The 16,211-nt window shown below is 58.6% G+C and carries 14 protein-coding genes; 12 read left to right on the top strand and 2 right to left on the bottom strand.

The genetic code is table 11. The annotated features are described in order from the left end of the window. Nucleotides 1–59: 59 nt before the first annotated feature. The 12 genes from ACOSV0_RS34765 to ACOSV0_RS34710 all read left to right on the top strand — a co-directional run bounded on the left by ACOSV0_RS34765 (nt 60) and on the right by ACOSV0_RS34710 (nt 14,355). Entirely contained in the window at nt 60–1,058 is a 999-nt protein-coding gene (locus ACOSV0_RS34765; protein WP_434112364.1) for a LysR substrate-binding domain-containing protein, read from the top strand. An 83-nt stretch (nt 1,059–1,141) separates the two neighbouring features. After that, nucleotides 1,142–2,182: a GlxA family transcriptional regulator gene (locus tag ACOSV0_RS34760; RefSeq protein WP_434112362.1), complete on the top strand. Its 1,041-nt coding sequence runs from the start codon at nt 1,142–1,144 to the stop codon at nt 2,180–2,182. Nucleotides 2,183–2,427: 245 nt separating this feature from the next. After that, nucleotides 2,428–3,279 carry an N-formylglutamate amidohydrolase gene (locus tag ACOSV0_RS34755; protein WP_434112361.1) on the top strand — a complete coding sequence of 284 codons (852 nt, stop codon included), beginning with the start codon at nt 2,428–2,430 and terminating at the stop codon, nt 3,277–3,279. Between the two features lie 71 nt (nt 3,280–3,350). Continuing rightward, nucleotides 3,351–4,352, top strand: coding sequence for a LysR family transcriptional regulator (locus tag ACOSV0_RS34750; RefSeq protein ID WP_434112359.1), 1,002 nt, complete (start codon nt 3,351–3,353; stop codon nt 4,350–4,352). Nucleotides 4,353–4,593: 241 nt separating this feature from the next. After that, nucleotides 4,594–6,204 (top strand): L-glutamate gamma-semialdehyde dehydrogenase, encoded by a 1,611-nt coding sequence (gene pruA, locus ACOSV0_RS34745; protein ID WP_434112356.1) that lies wholly within the window; start codon nt 4,594–4,596, stop codon nt 6,202–6,204. A gap of 430 nt (nt 6,205–6,634) precedes the next feature. Beyond that, a complete protein-coding gene (gene dapA, locus ACOSV0_RS34740) occupies nt 6,635–7,660 on the top strand; it encodes a 4-hydroxy-tetrahydrodipicolinate synthase (RefSeq protein WP_434112354.1) in 1,026 nt (341 codons plus the stop codon). 28 nt (nt 7,661–7,688) lie between these two features. Further along, a complete protein-coding gene (locus ACOSV0_RS34735) occupies nt 7,689–8,759 on the top strand; it encodes a polyamine ABC transporter substrate-binding protein (protein ID WP_434112352.1) in 1,071 nt (356 codons plus the stop codon). Between the two features lie 56 nt (nt 8,760–8,815). Next, nucleotides 8,816–9,652 (top strand): ABC transporter permease, encoded by an 837-nt coding sequence (locus ACOSV0_RS34730; RefSeq protein ID WP_434112350.1) that lies wholly within the window; start codon nt 8,816–8,818, stop codon nt 9,650–9,652. Further along, complete coding sequence (locus ACOSV0_RS34725; protein WP_434112349.1) at nt 9,649–10,503, top strand: ABC transporter permease; 855 nt, start codon at nt 9,649–9,651, stop codon at nt 10,501–10,503. The genes ACOSV0_RS34730 and ACOSV0_RS34725 overlap by 4 nt, the downstream gene beginning before the upstream one ends. A gap of 14 nt (nt 10,504–10,517) precedes the next feature. Further along, the gene (locus tag ACOSV0_RS34720) at nt 10,518–11,699 is read left to right on the top strand and encodes an ABC transporter ATP-binding protein (protein ID WP_434112348.1); all 1,182 of its coding nucleotides are present in this window, start codon (nt 10,518–10,520) and stop codon (nt 11,697–11,699) included. Between the two features lie 7 nt (nt 11,700–11,706). After that, the gene (locus ACOSV0_RS34715) at nt 11,707–13,149 is read left to right on the top strand and encodes an FAD-binding oxidoreductase (protein ID WP_434112347.1); all 1,443 of its coding nucleotides are present in this window, start codon (nt 11,707–11,709) and stop codon (nt 13,147–13,149) included. Nucleotides 13,150–13,158: 9 nt separating this feature from the next. Continuing rightward, nucleotides 13,159–14,355: an alpha-hydroxy acid oxidase gene (locus ACOSV0_RS34710; RefSeq protein WP_434112346.1), complete on the top strand. Its 1,197-nt coding sequence runs from the start codon at nt 13,159–13,161 to the stop codon at nt 14,353–14,355. Between the two features lie 115 nt (nt 14,356–14,470). Here ACOSV0_RS34710 and ACOSV0_RS34705 read toward each other — a convergent pair whose 3' ends face one another. Both ACOSV0_RS34705 and ACOSV0_RS34700 read right to left on the bottom strand, forming a co-directional pair. Further along, nucleotides 14,471–15,400, bottom strand: a complete 930-nt coding sequence (locus ACOSV0_RS34705; protein WP_434112344.1) for an electron transfer flavoprotein subunit alpha/FixB family protein — start codon at nt 15,398–15,400, stop codon at nt 14,471–14,473. Further along, complete coding sequence (locus ACOSV0_RS34700; protein ID WP_434112342.1) at nt 15,401–16,150, bottom strand: electron transfer flavoprotein subunit beta/FixA family protein; 750 nt, start codon at nt 16,148–16,150, stop codon at nt 15,401–15,403. Between the last annotated feature and the right edge of the window lie 61 nt (nt 16,151–16,211).

The raw sequence follows: 16,211 nt of genomic DNA, 5'->3' as shown, positions 1-16,211 counted from the left end.
TAACCGCCTGCCAATGGTTTGCGGTCTTTCCGAGTTCGGCCGCTTTGAAGGTGAGAACCATGCAGAAGAAGCAACTGTTCGCCGACAGACTACTGGCGCAAATGCCGTCATTACGGGCGTTGCGATGTTTCGTCACGGCTGCGCGCTACGAGAGTTTTACCCAGGCGGCGGAGGTGCTATGCGTGACACAGGCTGCTATCAGTAGACAAATCAAGGAGCTTGAGGATGTGCTGGACGTCCCGCTGTTCGAGCGGACCGGACGGCACATTGCACTGACCGACTCGGGCCGTATCCTGTACAACGCGTCGTACCTGTCGATCATGAATATCGCCGAGGCCGCCGAGGCGGTACGACGCTCGGACAAGCAGGCGTTGAACCTCTGCATTACCCACACCTTCTCCGCGTTGTGGCTGTCGCCGAGATTGCCGCGGTTCCGCAAGCGATTTCCGGAAATCAAACTCAACGTCACCGTCACCGAGCACTTCATGGAGCTCGACGAGCTCATGCAGCCGGACGTGATCATCACGAAGAATCCGCCGCGCGAACCGGAATACGACGTAGAGCCGTTGTTTCACGATGTCGTGTATCCGGTGTGCAGCCCGGGATTCTTCGAAGGCCACTTTCAGGGCAAAACATTGAAGCCGCTGGATCTCTTCACGCATCCTACTCTCCACCTCTCGATGCTGGGACGCGGGCAGATTTGCGAGCACGTTGACTGGCGTGTGTGGAGAAACTGGTTCCAGCAAGGAGATGGTTCCGAACGGTTCGCACCGGAAAACCATTTCGAAAGTAACGACTACCGGTTGCTTGTCTCATCGGCAGAAGCCGGGGAAGGAACGCTTCTTGGCTGGCATCATCTGGTTCATCGTCAGCTTGAGCAGGGAACACTGGTTCGACCGGTGCGGGATTCTCTGGTTTTCCATGACCGGCACCACTACGTGATAACACATAAGAATGCGAGAAGCCGGCCGGAGTACGAGCAGTTCAGACAATGGATGGCAGAAGAGGTCGGCGAAATGATGAAGGACTGGCCGAAGGGTCCAAACGGTAGCATGTAGTGGATCTACACGTGCCGAATGATCATTCATTCGTGACCTCGACCGCTGATTCGAAGAGCCAGTCATTTCAATCTGAGTGAGATATGCAGAACATGGCAGCGGGGCCGCGCAGCGAGTCCCGGGGCGGCCAGATAGCGCCGGTGCGATTTGGCATCGTACTGCTTCCGAATTTCACACTGACGGCTTTCTCCGGTTTTGTCGACCTGCTTCGCCTCGCCAGCGATGAAGGTGATTTGAGCCGGCCGGTACGCTCTGCGTGGAGCATTATCGGTGAATCGCTAACGCCGATCCGGGCAAGCTGCGGAATCCAGGTCGCACCGTGGATAACTTTTGCCGAAGCCGGCGAACTGGATTATCTCGTCGTGGTTGGCGGATTGCTGCACGCCGGTTCGTCCGTCAGCAATGCAACGTTGCAGTTCATCCGCAAGTATGCAGAGACTTCGGCAACCATCGTCGGCATCTGCACCGGTGCGTTTGCGTTGATGAAAGCGGATGTGATGACCGGTTATCGCCTGTGTGTCAGCTGGTTTCACTACTGGGATTTTATCGAGCGCTTTCCGCACGCGGACGAACGCAACCTCGTCGCCGACAGGCTGTTTGTGATTGACCGGCGGCGCATCACCTGTTCAGGCGGGCGTGCGTCAATCGACGTCGCGGCTGCAATCCTCCTCCGGCATTTTGATGCGAGCGTTGTCCAGAAAGCACTTCGTATCCTGCTGGTTGACGACGTGCAGAAGGGAAACGCGCCGCAACCTCACCCACCTGGTCTTCGGCCTGCCGTACACCCGAAGGTAAGGCGAGCCATATTGCTGATGGAGCAACATATTGGACAGCCGCTAAATCTGAGCGAGCTGGCGCACCGCCTCGAGATGTCAGTGCGGCAACTCGAGCGCCTGTTTAACAGCGAAACGGGGACGCCGCCGCTTACTTACTGTCGTCAGCTTCGCTTGCGAACCGCGGCCTGGCTTTTGACCAGCTCCGATCGGACTGTCACCGAAATCGCGTCCTCATGTGGATTTTCCGATGCATCCCACCTCGGTCGAGAGTTCAAGAAGGAATATCAGGAATCGCCGCACGCCTTTCGGACTCACCGCGTTCAGCAGGCGGCCTGCCTGTCCGCGTAGGCTTGTTGTTACGCTTCTCACGGCATGGCAATTGCCGGCACGCGGCATGAATATTAGGGCGGGTTGCGGGCCGGCAGGGTTTGAACTTCGTAAGCGCCGCTTATAGATAGATCAACCCGCGCTTACGGTGCGCTCGTCCGGAAATCTGTTCGGGTACCGTCGTCGACATCGCGTCGCGGTTTTATACGCTGGCGCGCGAGGACCGCACATTCAATGCGAGTCGATGCGAACCCGAGGGTACTCACATGCAGAACCTGCCGTACGGCCAGATTTCACAAGGCGACTCTCCCGTTCTGGTCGTTACGCCCCATACCGGAACGTCGATCCCGGCGGAGTTACTGGTGAATCCCGCATGGGTGCCGGTCGAGGGACGCCAGGCGGACCCCTTTGGCGCGATCTTGCATGCCGCTGCGCTGAAGCGGGGAATGACGTGCGTTTCAGCCCGCTATCATCCCTGCGTGATCGACTTTAACGTCGCGCTCGATAATCGACCGCTTTCGTCCAGGCTCAACCGGGTCGGCTTGTGCAGAACCCATACTTCCCGAGGTGAAGCGCTGTATACGGAAGGACGCGAGCCTTCCGAAGCCGATGTCAACGCGCGCGCGGACCTGTACTGGAAGCCGTTCCACGCTGCATTGACGAAGGAGCTTCTGCGGCTGCGCAGCATCCACGGTAATGTTCTGCTTCTCGTCTCGCACGCCAGTTCGTGGTTGTCGCCTTATCGGGAGCAGCCGGGTGCGGCGGACTGCAACATAGGCACCAATCGCGGCGCTGCGTGCGACAGACGCCTGGTGGCCGCCATCACGGAGTCGGTGCAGGCATTCAATCGCTCATGGGTGGTCAACGGCAAGCTCGCGGATGCCTTTGCCGCTCAGCACTACGGCACGCCGCTGACTGGAATTCACGCGATCGAGGTCGAAGTGGCCGGACGCTGGCGGCTGGATTGCGAGCCGCGAAGCATTGCCCCGCCGGATAGCGGAACGGATGCGGATGCAGCGATCGACACGGTGCTGGGGGCGCTCGAAGCCGTCTTGCGCACGTTGCCCAGCAAAGAACAACCTGTTCAGGTGGGTTCCGAACCCGGGGAGCGCTGCTAAACTTACGTCAGAGGAGTCGCTCCGACCTGGCGGCCGTCTAACATCATCCCGCTACTACTTCGCCGCCCACCATGAAAGAGAGCGTACCCGAACAGTATCCAGATTGGGACCTGCTTGCGAGCTGGGTAGCGGTGGTAGAAGCCGGCTCCATTTCAGACGCGGCAAATCGGCTCGCCATTTCGCAGGCCGGGGTTTCCCAGCGCATCAAGGCGTTGGAGACAATACTCGACACCACGCTTCTCGACCGTGCAACGCGGCCTGCGCGGCCTACCGCTGCGGGCCAGCGGCTCTTCGAACATGCAACCGTGCTGTTGCAGGGCGCGGACCAGATGGTCGAGAGCGTTCGTAACGTAACCCGGGCCAAGCGCGTTGTCGTGCGATTGGGTTGCGTCGATTCGTTTGCCGCTACGATCGGCCCGATCATCATCAAGGCATTGACCGGCACCTCTCATCAGATTCGCTTGTGGTCCGGCATTACGCCCACGCTCGACGCTCAACTCGAAGCACGCCAGCTCGACATGGCCGTCACGACGACAGGCCTTGGGCAAACGCCAGGCATTCGCCGGCAAAAACTTTTCTCCGAACCGTATTTCGTGGTCTTGCCGAAGAGCTTCGAGGTGGATCGCTTCACCACGCTGGCAGACTTGAGCCGGCATCTTCAGTTCATTCGCTACAGCGCCCGGTCGGTGATCGGCCAGCATGTCGACGCCTATCTGGCTGCGAACTCGGACAATGTCGAACGTACCTGTGAATTCGACGCGACCGATCCGATGCTCAGTCTGGTGGCCGCGGGCCTTGGCTTCGCCATCACCACGCCGTTGTGCGTCTGGCAGTCCCGGCATTACGTGCCGGATTTGCGCGTCGTTCCCCTGTCGGCCTTCTCACGGCAAGGTCGTCCTTATGCCGGACTCAGCCGCTCGTTCTTTCTTGCATACCGGGAAAACGAACTCGGCCATCTTCCCGCCGACTTATACGACCTGCTTCGACGGGCATGCGAGCGACAGGTGTCGCGCGATATTGCGAAAGCACTCTCCCTCACGTCTGGAGATGTTTTCTTGCCGGAGGAGGCATAGCGCACGGTTGCGTCCCGGCGATCACGCGGCTAGCGTAGATATCCGCTTTCATAACGATGTCAGATTCAGTTCATAACCGCGGGTTGAATTAAAAGTGCCGCATTTTGCAGGGACTACTCTCGAAACTGTAGTTCTCCGTCGCAGCAAGTTGGGCGCAGAGCCCCACCTGGGAAGGGATGCGCCACGGTAGACGCCAGGTTTGCCCTGCGGTTCATTGAATCGATTATCTTAAGGAGTAGGCGTGATTTCAGGTCCACAATTCCCGTTGCCGGCTAACGAGCCGGAAGTGCACTTCGGCCACGGAACAGCGGCGGCCCGCGAACTGACCCAGGCACTCGAACAACGCGATGTCGTTGAAATCCCGACTGTCATTGGTGGCAAGCGCTATTTCTCGAACGACGTCGTGGAAGTGCGCGCGCCACATGACCACCAGCGGCTCCTCGCCCGCATTCACCGGCCGTCCGAAGCGCAGATCGCCGAGGCAATTGCCAGCTCGAAGAGCGTTGCGCGCGATTGGGCGAATCTGACACACGCAAGCCGCGCGACGATTCTTCATCGGGCCGCTGAAATAGTTGCGACGCGCTCACGTATGAGGATTAACGCGGCAACAATGCTAGGCCAGAGCAAGACCGTGGAAGAAGCCGAACCGGACAGCGCCTGCGAGCTCATCGATTTCCTGCGCTTCAACGCCTATAACGCGCAGCGCGTTTACGCGGAGCAGCCGATGTCGGTTTCGACCGCGGCGAACCGCATCGACTGGCGTCCTCTGGAGGGTTTCGTTTACGCCGTGTCGCCGTTCAACTTCACGGCCATCGGCGCAAATCTGACGACCGCACCCGCGATCATGGGGAATACGGTTCTCTGGAAGCCGTCTGAGAAGTCGGCACTGGCCAACTACATTTTCTTCGAAGCACTCGAAGAAGCGGGTCTGCCGCCTGGCGTGATCAACTTCGTACCGGGTGAAGCCGAATTGACGACACGCGTCGCACTGTCGTCGCGTGACCTCGCGGGCATTCACTTCACCGGTTCGTCCGCTGTATTCCAGTCACTGTGGAAGGGTGTTGCGTCGAAGGTGGATGCGTTCCGGACGATTCCGCGTCTGGTCGGCGAAACGGGTGGCAAGGACTTCGTTCTGGCCCATCCATCCGCCAATGTTTCCGAAGTCGCAATCGCTTTGATTCGCGGCGCTTTTGGATATCAAGGCCAGAAGTGCAGCGCGGCGTCGCGCGCGTATCTGCCGAAAAGCCTGTGGCCCGCAGTCGAGCAGGAGTTGCGTGACCGTCTTGCGCAACTCAAGGTCGGAGATGTCGCCGATTTCAGCACCTTCATGGGCGCCGTGATTTCGCAGGCTTCGCATCAAAAGCTCAGCCGGGTCCTTTCTGCAGCGCAGGAAGACTCCGTGGTCAAGGTCGTCTCAGGTGGCAAGACCTGGTCCGAACCGGGCTACTTTGTCGAGCCGACCGTGCTTCAGGTGACAGACCCGAAGCATGCGTTGATGACCGAAGAACTCTTCGGCCCGATTCTCTCGGTGTTTGTGTACGAGGACAACGCCTGGCCCGAAACCCTGGAACTCATCGATGCGACAAGTCCATACGCGCTGACAGGTTCGATTTTCTGCACTGACCGCTTCGCACTGCATCAGGCAGAAGCCGCACTCGTGAATGCAGCGGGCAACCTGTATCTGAACGACAAGCCGACCGGCGCCATGATCGGTCAACAGCCGTTCGGCGGTGGCCGGGCAAGCGGCACCAATGACAAAGCCGGCTCGTATCTGAATCTGCTCCGCTGGGCATCGCCGCGAACCGTTAAGGAAACGTACCTGCCAACGCGCGATTGGCAGTTCGGCGGTTGAGCATACTGCGCGGTTATTGTTGAAGGCGCGGAATGTCTCGAACGATTCACTCGCCAGACACGGCTGCTTCCTTCGGAAAGCAGCCGTGCCGCTACCAGACGAAGTGCGGTCGCGCCGTCTTTCCCACCGCCCGTCCGCGCGACACGGCGCACCACACCGGCATCGCGCAAGACGTGCTGCTGAAAACGGATAGCCCATTCACCCGTTCGGCTCGATGACGCTCATCAGCCGCGACACCACGGTGAGCTCGAACGGTCCCCCGAAACAGAACATCAGCCGAAGTCGCGGCGCGGAGACAGCGCGGAATCGGCAGTTGCGAGCAGCGCGGATATCCCTCCTCGAGTCTGCCTGGAATGCCCGCGGCTGAGGGTTTATCCCAGTGGAAGAATCACTCGATGGTGCGTCAAGGTCGATTGGATAACCGCGTCTTATGAAGATGGTAACTGGCACTGATGGTGCAGCCCGCGTGTTTTTGGCTTCCTATCGTGCTAACTATGCGAAGTACAGCGACCAGTCGACGATCGAAGTCAATTTTCATCAGAAGAAGGGCGTACAGATGAGCATGAGACACCAATACGCGGGCATTCTGACCGCGGTCCCTACCTCGCTCGACAAGGAGGGCCGATTCCAGCCGGCACCTTTGCATCGGCATATTCAGCGCCTGGCGTCCGCTGGTGCGGACGGCGTCGTGCCACTGGGCGGGACGGGCGAATACACCGCGCTGTCGGCGAGCGAGCGTCTGCGGGTGGTCGAATGCTCGATCGAGGCGGGCGCGGGCAAGCTGCACGTCGTACCGGGCATTCTGTCGCCGGGCATCGGCGACGCCGTCGATAACGCAAAGGCTTTCGTGGCCGCTGGCGCGAAGGCGCTGATGGTGGTCACGCCGTACTACTTCCGCCCCACTCAGGACGGGATTGTCGACTACTACAAGAAGTTCGCCGACGAAGTGGATGCGGACATCATCCTCTACGAGATTCCATATCGTACCGGCGTTTCGCTTCACTACGAGACGGTGGCGCGGCTCGCGGAGATGACCCGGGTCGTCGGTATCAAGGCATGCAATCCGGATCTCGCGCAACAGATGCGGGTAGCTGAACTCGCGGCGTCGAAGATTGCGATCCTGAGTGGTGAGGAAGACGTGTTGCCGTTGCACGTGGCGATGGGCGCAGTCGGTGGGGTCATTTCGAGCTCCAACCTGATTCCGCGGCAATGGGCGAAGGTTTTGTCGCTTGCATCCAGTGGCCAGCTGAAAGAAGCGGTCGAACTGCATGCGACTTTGCGGCCCCTCATCGACGCAATTTTTGCGGAACCGAACCCCGCACCCGTTAAAGCGGCGCTCGCCCTACAGGGTTTTGATTTCGGCGACGTTCTACCGCCGATGCTACCTGCGTCGGATGCGCTACGGCGCCGCCTGGCGACCGTCATCGCACCCATCGTCGCACGTGAAACCGAGTAGACCACTCATCACATAAAAGGCCAAAGCCATGTCAGCTGATTCCAAAATCGCCTTGCCTCGCCGCCGATTCCTGCACGCCGCGGGCACGACGCTGCTCTCGACCGCCATCGCCGCGCCGATGGTCATTACCTCACGCAAGGCCATGGCGGCCAGCAACCTGACGGTTGTGAGCTGGGGCGGTAACTATCATGCGGGCGTGGAGGTGGCGCTCGCGAAGCCATTCGAGAAAGAGTTCGGCGTTCACGTGACCCTGGTAGACACCCCGGACCTCGCGAAAGTGAAGGCTCAGGTGATGACGAACAATGTCCAATGGGACGTGTTCGACGCGGTAGGCCCGATGGCAATGACCGGCTCGAAAAACGGTTATTGGGAACCTCTTGACCCAGCGCTGTTCAACCGGAGCGATCTCATCGCGCCGATGACGAAAGACGCTGTGCCGCTCTATGGCTACACCGGCGGCATCTGTTGGGACAACAGCAAATTCCCCGATGGCAAGCACCCGCAGACCTTTGCGGAATACTTCGACGTCAAGAAGTTTCCAGGGCAACGGACGCTGCGCAACCGGGCAAGCGAGACGCTGGAAATCGCCTTGCTCGCCGACGGGGTCGCTCCAGACAAGTTGTACCCGTTGGACGTCGAGCGAGCGTTCAAATCCCTCAACCGTATCAAGCCGTTCATCGGTAACTGGGTAGACCAGACGCCGCAAACCGTTACGCTCGTCGAGACCGGCCAGGTCGACTTCAGCTACACCTACTCGACGCGCGTCAAGGCGGCTCAGGAAGCCAACAAACCCATCGACTTCTCGTTCAAGCAGAACCTGATTGGCCTCGAATATCTGGTGGTTCTGAAGAACTCGCCGAACAAGGCCAACGCCATGAAGTTCGTGCAATTTGCGCTGCGCCCGGACCGGCAAGCGGCGTTGATGAACGAGCTCGGCAATACACCGGCGAGTCGCAGCGCTTTGCCCATGATTAAGCCGGAAGTCCGGAAGTGGCTGTCCGATCCTGCGAACAAGATGAACGTTGTTAGCAACGACGCATGGTGGGCCGATCACTACGACGAATTGACCTTGCGATTCAAGGAGTGGGTGCTGGGCTGATTGCACTATCCCCGGTGCGCGTCGATGGGTGTCGGCGTCTGCGTTAAGGAGCGGTTATGAAATCACGTGTTGACGGACTGCTGTACGTTGGGCCAGCAACCGTATTCCTGTTTTTCGTATTGTTCGTCCCACTCGCCTACGTCGTCTACACGAGTTTCTGGATTGATGGCGGCCTTTCGCTGTCCGCCTATCAACGACTCCTCGGCAGCGAGCTGTTCCTTCGCACGCTCTGGTCCACGTTCCAGATCAGCATCACCGCGTCAGTGGCCAGCCTGTTGTTGGGGTATCCCATCGCAATGCATCTGGCCAAACAAACGCCGCGTAAGCGCGCCATTTACATGGTGTTGGTGCTCGTTCCGTTCTGGACCAGTATTCTCGTCAAAAGCTATGCCTTCACCATCCTGCTGGGACGGGACGGACTGGTGAATCAGTTGCTATCGGCGGCGTTCCACACTCGCGTGCAGTTGCCGTTGCTATTCAACCGGTTTGGCGTGATGGTGGGGATGACCAACTACCTGATTCCGTTTATCGTGTTTCCGGTGCTCGCCAGCCTTCTGTCGATCGACAAGTCGTTGTATCGGGCGTCCGAGATCATGGGGGCAAAACCACCGCGTATATTTTTTCGCATCACACTGCCGTTGAGTCTGCCAGGCGTCGCAGCCGCCGTCCTGAGCACGACGGTGATGTCGATGGGATTCTTCGTCATACCGGCCCTGCTCGGCGGGCGACGGGACGCGATGATGTCCAACCTTGTCGACTTCTACACACGGGAGACGATGGACTGGAATATGGCCTCTGCAATCGGTGTGATTCTGCTCGCCATCGTCACGCTGGCGGCGATGGGAGCAGAACAGTTTCAGCGGCGCGACGCGAAGAGGAGGGCGATGGCATGACAACCTCCATTGATATGGCACATTCTTCCGCCGCGCCTGCCGGCGTGGTGATCGATGTGCAGGAACGGCGCTATGTACGGCTTCGCAATGTCATCGCATTTGCGGTCTATGCGTTCATCCTCGTGCCGACCTTGATCGTCATTCCGATTTCGTTCGGTGGCAATGGCGAGTTGACGTTTCCGCCGCGAGTCTGGTCTCTTGACCTGTATGAGCAGTTGTTCACTTCGTCTTCGTGGATGGGGACGATCCTGCAGAGCCTCAAGGTCGCCGGATTAACGATGGTGATCTCGATGCTGATCGGCGTTCCTGCGTCGTACGGTCTCGTGCGTTTCGAATTCCCCGGCAAGCGGTTCGTGATGCTGCTTCTCATGAGCCCGATTCTCGTACCGGTTATCGTGATTTCGCTCGGCCTATACCTCTATTTCTCGCGGCTTCATCTCGTCGGGACGACGGCGGGCCTGGTGGTCAGCCACGTCGCGTATGTGACGCCGTTCATGATGATGACGGTGATGGCCGGTGTAAAAAAACTGGACCCGGCATTGGAGTTCGCGGCAACCATCGTGGGTGCTAACCGCCGGACCGTTTTTTTCAAGGTTGTGTTGCCGCAGTTGCGGCCATCGATTCTGGCGGGAGCTCTGTTCGCATTCCTCGTGTCGTTCGACGAGGTCGTTATCGCATGGTTTATTACGAGTCCGACCACGACGACTTTGCCAGTCAAGATGTACAGCAGCATTCAATGGGATATTTCACCCGTTATTGCCGCGGTGTCGGCGCTTCTCACGGTGCTCTCGCTGGCGTTCTGTTGTATTTCGGTGTTTCTGCAGCCAGCGGCAACTGAATCGTCACATTGAGGTCGGAGACAAGCATGTCACATGTACTGCTCGAAAAAAATGGACGGCCTTCGGCCCAAACAGGTTCATCGGTCAACGGAAATTTGAATAGCATGTCGACCTCAACAGCCGCCGGGGACAACATGATTGTTTTCCGTGGTATCAGCAAAAGTTACGGGAGTTCTGTCGCTTTGCACAGCACCGATTTTTCGGTGCGCAAAGGCGAGTTTTTGAGCCTGCTGGGTCCAAGTGGCTCAGGCAAAAGCACGATCCTCAATATCATTGCGGGAGCCGTGGCGCCTTCCACCGGCAGCATTCTGCTCGACGGAAAGGACGTATCGACGGTCCCACCGCGTGAACGCGGACTCGGGATGGTTTTTCAGAACTATGCGCTGTTGCCGCACCTGAACGTATTCGACAACGTGGCATTTCCGTTGCGTATTCGAGGCATTGGCAAGTCGGAGATTCAACAACGCGTTCGCAATGCGTTGGAGCGGGTCGGCCTGACGGGTTACGAAAACCGGAAGCCGCGCGAAATGTCCGGTGGTCAGCAACAGCGCGTGGGCATTGCGCGTTGCATTGTCTATTCTCCATCGGTCATCTTGATGGACGAACCGTTGGGCGCACTGGACAAGAAACTTCGTGACCAGCTTCAGGGTGAAATCAAGCGTTTGCATCGGGATCTGGGTACGACGCTCGTGTACGTCACGCACGATCAGGAAGAAGCGCTGAATCTCTCCGACCGCGTGTGCCTGATGAACGGCGGGCGCATTGCACAACTCGGTACGCCGGACGAATTGTATTTCGAACCGATCAGCGAGTTTGTGGCGGATTTCGTTGGCGAATCCAATCTGCTTGAAGGTGTCGTTCAATCGGATGATACGGTGCTGGTGAACGGCGACTGGGCGCTCAAGGTGCGAAGTACGGAAGGGCATGCTACCGGTTCTAAGGTAAAGGTACTGGTGCGGCCAGAAAAGATCTCCGTGCTTGAAGGCAAGGAGTCGAATGCGCCGGGTGCTGGAGACATGAATGAGTGCACAGGCGTTATTTCACAGATTTCGTTTGTCGGTGGCATGACACGTTTCGAACTCACCACTGCCACGGGTTCGACGCTGCTGGTCAAGACAATTTCTGCGCGCGCGGCCGAGCGTTCGCCTATGGGTCGTCCTCTCACCGTTTGCTGGTCGGCACGCGATAGCGCGGTTCTGAAAAAGTAACCCCAATATGAATGCAAATAGCCTGATCGTCGTAATGAAGGAGTTGGTGGGCAACGCCAATGTGGTGGACACACCGTCCGACATGGAACCGCATCTGATCGACTGGCGCAAAAGGCATTCGGGAAAGGCGGCTTGCATTGTGTTTCCCGGGACGACCGAGCAGGTGTCGAAGGTGCTCGCATTCTGCAACGACAATGCCATCAAGGTGTTTCCGCAAGGTGGAAACACGAGCGTGTGCGGTGGCTCAGTGCCGGACAATAGCGGCCAGAGTGTGCTGCTGAATATGCGCAAGATGAATCGCATCATCGAGTTGAATCCACGGAACAACTCGATGGCCGTCGAAGCAGGCTGTGTGCTCGCGGATATCCAGGCCGCGGCGCTGGAAGCCGACCGCCTGTTCCCGCTGACGCTTGGAGCCGAAGGGTCGTGCCAGATAGGCGGCAACATCGCGACAAACGCGGGTGGCACGAACGTGCTTCGTTTCGGCAATACGCGGGATCTGATTTTAGGTGTCGAGGTGGTTCTCGCAGACGGCCGCATCTGGAACGGTCTGCGCTCATTGAGAAAGAACAATAGCGGCTACGATCTGAAGAATCTGTTTATCGGCTCGGAGGGGACGCTTGGCGTAGTGACTGCCGCAACGCTGAAGCTTTTCCCGCGACCCCATGCGATCGCTACGGCGATGCTTGGCGTGGAAACCGTCTCGGCGGCGGTCGACGAAGGGCTCAAACTCCAGGCAGCATTTCCGGGCGAACTCGTCGGCCTTGAACTGATTTCGCAAAGCGAGTTCGATATTTCGCTGCGACACGCCGCCAACTCGCGAAACCCGTTTCAGACAACGCCAAACTGGACGGTTCTCGTCGAACTTGCCGCCGCGACCGGCACGAGTGAATCGCTCGCTGACAGACTGACAGAGGCATTGAACGATTCATTTAGCAATGGCGTGGTGCAGGACGCAGTCATCGCGTCGAATGAGCAGCAACGTGGAGAACTCTGGGGTATCCGCCATCATGTTACCGAGGCGAACGGCCGGGAGGGTATGGGGCTCACCCATGACATCGCCGTGCCGACTTATCGTATTCCCGATTTTGTTGACCGCGCAGGCCGTGCGTTAGCGGAGCATTATCCAACGGCTGTCCCCGTGATTGTCGGGCACATGGGTGATGGGAATCTCCACTACATCGCAATGTTCACGCATGAATACTGGGCCGGTGTCGAAGACAAGGCGGCCGTGCAACTGAAGCTGAACCATCTGCTCTATGACATTTCGGCCGAAATGGGTGGTACGTTCAGCGCCGAACATGGAATCGGCTCGCTGCATGTTGCGGAAATGGAAATATATAAAGATGCCGCGGAAGTCTCGCTTATGCGGGAATTCAAGCAATTGCTCGACCCCAGGAACACGATGAATCCGGGTCGCGTGCTTCCCAAAGCAGCGGTAGCGCACTAGAGCGAGTGTATGGAATTTGCCAACATTGCAGACTACCGCGCCGCGGCAAGGCGATTTTTGCCGAGGTTCGCATTCGCTTATCTTGAGGGCGGTTCTGAGGATGAAATAACTCTGCGGCGCAACCGGCGCGCATTCGAGCGTGTGATGTTTGCGCCGCGGGTGCTGGTTGACGTCAGCACGGTGAGCACAACGGCGAGGCTTGCCGGTTGCGCCGCAGCCTGGCCGGCGGTCGTGGGCCCGACTGGGTTAAATGGGCTTTACCGTCGTGAAGCTGAAGAGACATTGGCGCGGGCCGCTGGTGCTGCAGGTTTGCCATTCGTTCTTTCCACCGCATCGACGAGCCTCCTTGAAGACGTGCGCAAGGCCTCGGATGGCGAACTCTGGTTGCAACTCTACGTGCAGAAGGACCGGAGAATCGCTGAGGATATGATGGCGCGCGCCAGAGCATCCGGCTTTTCGACGCTATTGCTGACGGTGGATACACCCGTTACCGGCCAACGCGATCACTATGTCAGAACGGGTTTCAAGTTGCCGCTCCGATGGACCCGGCAATTGCTGTGGGATATCGCCACCCATCCACGCTGGATTGCGGCGGTCGGCGTGCATGGTGTTCCCCAATTGGTGAACCTTGCTCGCAGCGCAAGACTGGAATCCGGCATTGAGGCGCAAGCCGCGGCGCTGAGTCGTCAGATGGATATGTCGCTGAACTGGGACGACCTTGCGTGGGTGCGTCGCCATTGGCCGGGGAAACTGTTCGTCAAAGGCATACAGACTGTTGCCGATGCGGTCACGGCGTCGCGTCATTGCGTTGACGGTGTGGTGCTCTCCAATCATGGCGGTCGTCAACTCGATGGCGCACTGAGCTCAATGGACATTCTCGCGGACACGGTGTCCTCCACACCGGCGGGATTCGAGGTTTTGATCGATGGCGGTATTCGCCGGGGAAGCGACATTGCGAAAGCGGTGGCGCTGGGCGCCAAGGGCGTACTGCTCGGACGTGCACCTCTTTACGGTCTCGCCGGCGCTGGTGAGAGCGGAGTGAATGACGTGCTGTCGATGCTGAGAAACGAACTTGAAATTTGCTTGCGACTTCTCGGATGCCCAGACATCGGTTCACTCGACGCGAGCTATCTCGTCGGTGGGCGAGAGCCGTGTATCGGGGCGATTCGACAGGAGGACGCTGAAACGATGGAAATCAAGTTGTGATTGAAGCTGGGTTTCGATTTCGCAAGGTTACTTTGCTACTGCTGATTTCCATTCCGAACCTGCGGTGACGTCGCATTTGACGACGTCACCGCATTTTACGTCTTTCAGAAAACGTCTACAGCGATTGCGTGAACGTGGGCAGTACTTCGAACAGGTCACCGACGAGCCCATAGTCAGCGACGCTAAAAATAGGCGCGTCCGCATCCTTGTTGACCGCGACAATAACCTTCGAGTCCTTCATGCCGGCCAGATGCTGGATGGCACCCGAGATGCCGACGGCGACATAGAGTTCCGGAGCAACGATTTTTCCGGTCTGTCCGACTTGCCAGTCGTTCGGCGCAAAGCCCGAATCCACCGCCGCACGCGAGGCGCCGACAGCGGCGCCGAGTTTCTCGGCCAGCGGATCGAGAAGGGCGAAGTTCTCCGCGCTGCCCAGACCGCGGCCACCCGATACGACAACGCGCGCTGCGGTGAGCTCGGGCCGGTCGCTCGTAGCGAGTTCACGGCGAATAAAAGTCGAAAGGCCGGAATCGGCGACAGCGGGGGCCGTTTCGATCGCGGCGTTGCCACTGTCCGCGCGGGCTGCATCGAACGCCGTCGTGCGGATCGTCGCGACTTTCACCGGGTCGCTCGACTGCACGGTGGCGATAGCGTTACCGGCATAGATCGGGCGCTGGAAGGTGTCGCCGGATTCGATCGCAATGATGTCGGAGATCTGTGACGCATCGAGCTTTGCGGCCACGCGAGGCGCCGTGTTCTTGCCGGCGGCCGTGGCGGGAAACAGGATATGCGAGTAGCTATTTGCCAGCTCCAACACCTGGGCCGCGACGTTCTCGGCCAAACCATCCGCGAATTGTGGCGCGTCGACGAGGATCACCTTGTCGACGCCGGCAATCTTGCTAGCCGCTTCTGCTGCAGATTGCGCGCCGCTGCCCGCAACAAGTACATGGACGCCATTCGAAAGCTGGGTCGCTGCCGCGATCGTATGAAGTGTCGAGGTTTTGATCTGAGCGTTGTCGTGTTCCGCAATAACGAGCGTTGTCATTTAAATTACCTTTGCTTCGGTTTTCAGTTTTTCGATAAGCGTTGCAACATCCGGTACTTTCACCCCGGCCTTGCGGGCCGGTGGTTCGACAATTTTCAGGGTCTTCAGGCGTGGCGACGGATCGATGCCGAAGTCAGCAGGTTTGACCGTCTCGATCGTCTTCTTCTTTGCTTTCATGATGTTCGGCAACGTCACATAGCGTGGCTCGTTCAGACGAAGGTCCGTAGTGACGATAGCCGGCAGACGCAGTGAAATCACCTCAAGTCCGCCATCGACTTCGCGCGTGACAGTGGCAGTGTCGCCATCGATTTCGATGTTGCTGGCAAAGGTGGCTTGTGGCCAGTCGAGTAGCGCGGCCAGCAATTGGCCAGTCTGACCGGCGTCGTCGTCGATTGCCTGCTTGCCCAGGATGACCAGTTGCGGCTGCTCTTTTTCAACCACGGCCTTCAGCAGCTTTGCCACGGCGAGCGGCTGCAACTCTGCGTCGGTTTCGACCAGCACTCCGCGGTCCGCGCCGATAGCCAGTGCGGTACGCAGCGTTTCCTGGCTCTGCGGCAGACCGCAAGACACGGCGATGACCTCAGTCGCTTTGCCGGCTTCTTTCAAACGCGTTGCCGCTTCCACAGCGATTTCGTCAAAGGGATTCATCGACATCTTGACGTTGCCAATGTCTACGCCGCTTTCGTCGGCCTTTACGCGGACTTTCACGTTGTAGTCCACGACGCGCTTTACGGCGGTAATCACTTTCATCTGATCTTCCTTATGGTTTCAATCGTTTGTGCAGATACCGGATGGCTCGATCGTGACGAGC

The sequence above is a fragment of the Paraburkholderia caffeinilytica genome (assembly GCF_051027425.1).
GTDB classification, from domain to species: Bacteria; Pseudomonadota; Gammaproteobacteria; order Burkholderiales; family Burkholderiaceae; genus Paraburkholderia; species Paraburkholderia caffeinilytica_A.
The sequence above is the reverse complement of the archived record's forward strand: the minus strand, read 5'-3'. Positions and strand labels throughout refer to the sequence as shown.

Excerpts from the sequence above, each read along its gene's own strand:
- ACOSV0_RS34705 (WP_434112344.1), bottom strand. The coding sequence starts at position 15,400 with ATGACAACGCTCGTTATTGCGGAACACGACAACGCTCAGATCAAAACC.
- ACOSV0_RS34725 (WP_434112349.1), top strand. The coding sequence starts at position 9,649 with ATGACAACCTCCATTGATATGGCACATTCTTCCGCCGCGCCTGCCGGC.
- ACOSV0_RS34735 (WP_434112352.1), top strand. The coding sequence starts at position 7,689 with ATGTCAGCTGATTCCAAAATCGCCTTGCCTCGCCGCCGATTCCTGCAC.
- ACOSV0_RS34765 (WP_434112364.1), top strand. The coding sequence starts at position 60 with ATGCAGAAGAAGCAACTGTTCGCCGACAGACTACTGGCGCAAATGCCG.
- ACOSV0_RS34700 (WP_434112342.1), bottom strand. The coding sequence starts at position 16,150 with ATGAAAGTGATTACCGCCGTAAAGCGCGTCGTGGACTACAACGTGAAA.
- ACOSV0_RS34710 (WP_434112346.1), top strand. The coding sequence starts at position 13,159 with ATGGAATTTGCCAACATTGCAGACTACCGCGCCGCGGCAAGGCGATTT.
- ACOSV0_RS34755 (WP_434112361.1), top strand. The coding sequence starts at position 2,428 with ATGCAGAACCTGCCGTACGGCCAGATTTCACAAGGCGACTCTCCCGTT.
- ACOSV0_RS34720 (WP_434112348.1), top strand. The coding sequence starts at position 10,518 with ATGTCACATGTACTGCTCGAAAAAAATGGACGGCCTTCGGCCCAAACA.
- ACOSV0_RS34760 (WP_434112362.1), top strand. The coding sequence starts at position 1,142 with ATGCAGAACATGGCAGCGGGGCCGCGCAGCGAGTCCCGGGGCGGCCAG.
- ACOSV0_RS34750 (WP_434112359.1), top strand. The coding sequence starts at position 3,351 with ATGAAAGAGAGCGTACCCGAACAGTATCCAGATTGGGACCTGCTTGCG.
- ACOSV0_RS34715 (WP_434112347.1), top strand. The coding sequence starts at position 11,707 with ATGAATGCAAATAGCCTGATCGTCGTAATGAAGGAGTTGGTGGGCAAC.
- dapA (WP_434112354.1), top strand. The coding sequence starts at position 6,635 with ATGAAGATGGTAACTGGCACTGATGGTGCAGCCCGCGTGTTTTTGGCT.
- ACOSV0_RS34730 (WP_434112350.1), top strand. The coding sequence starts at position 8,816 with ATGAAATCACGTGTTGACGGACTGCTGTACGTTGGGCCAGCAACCGTA.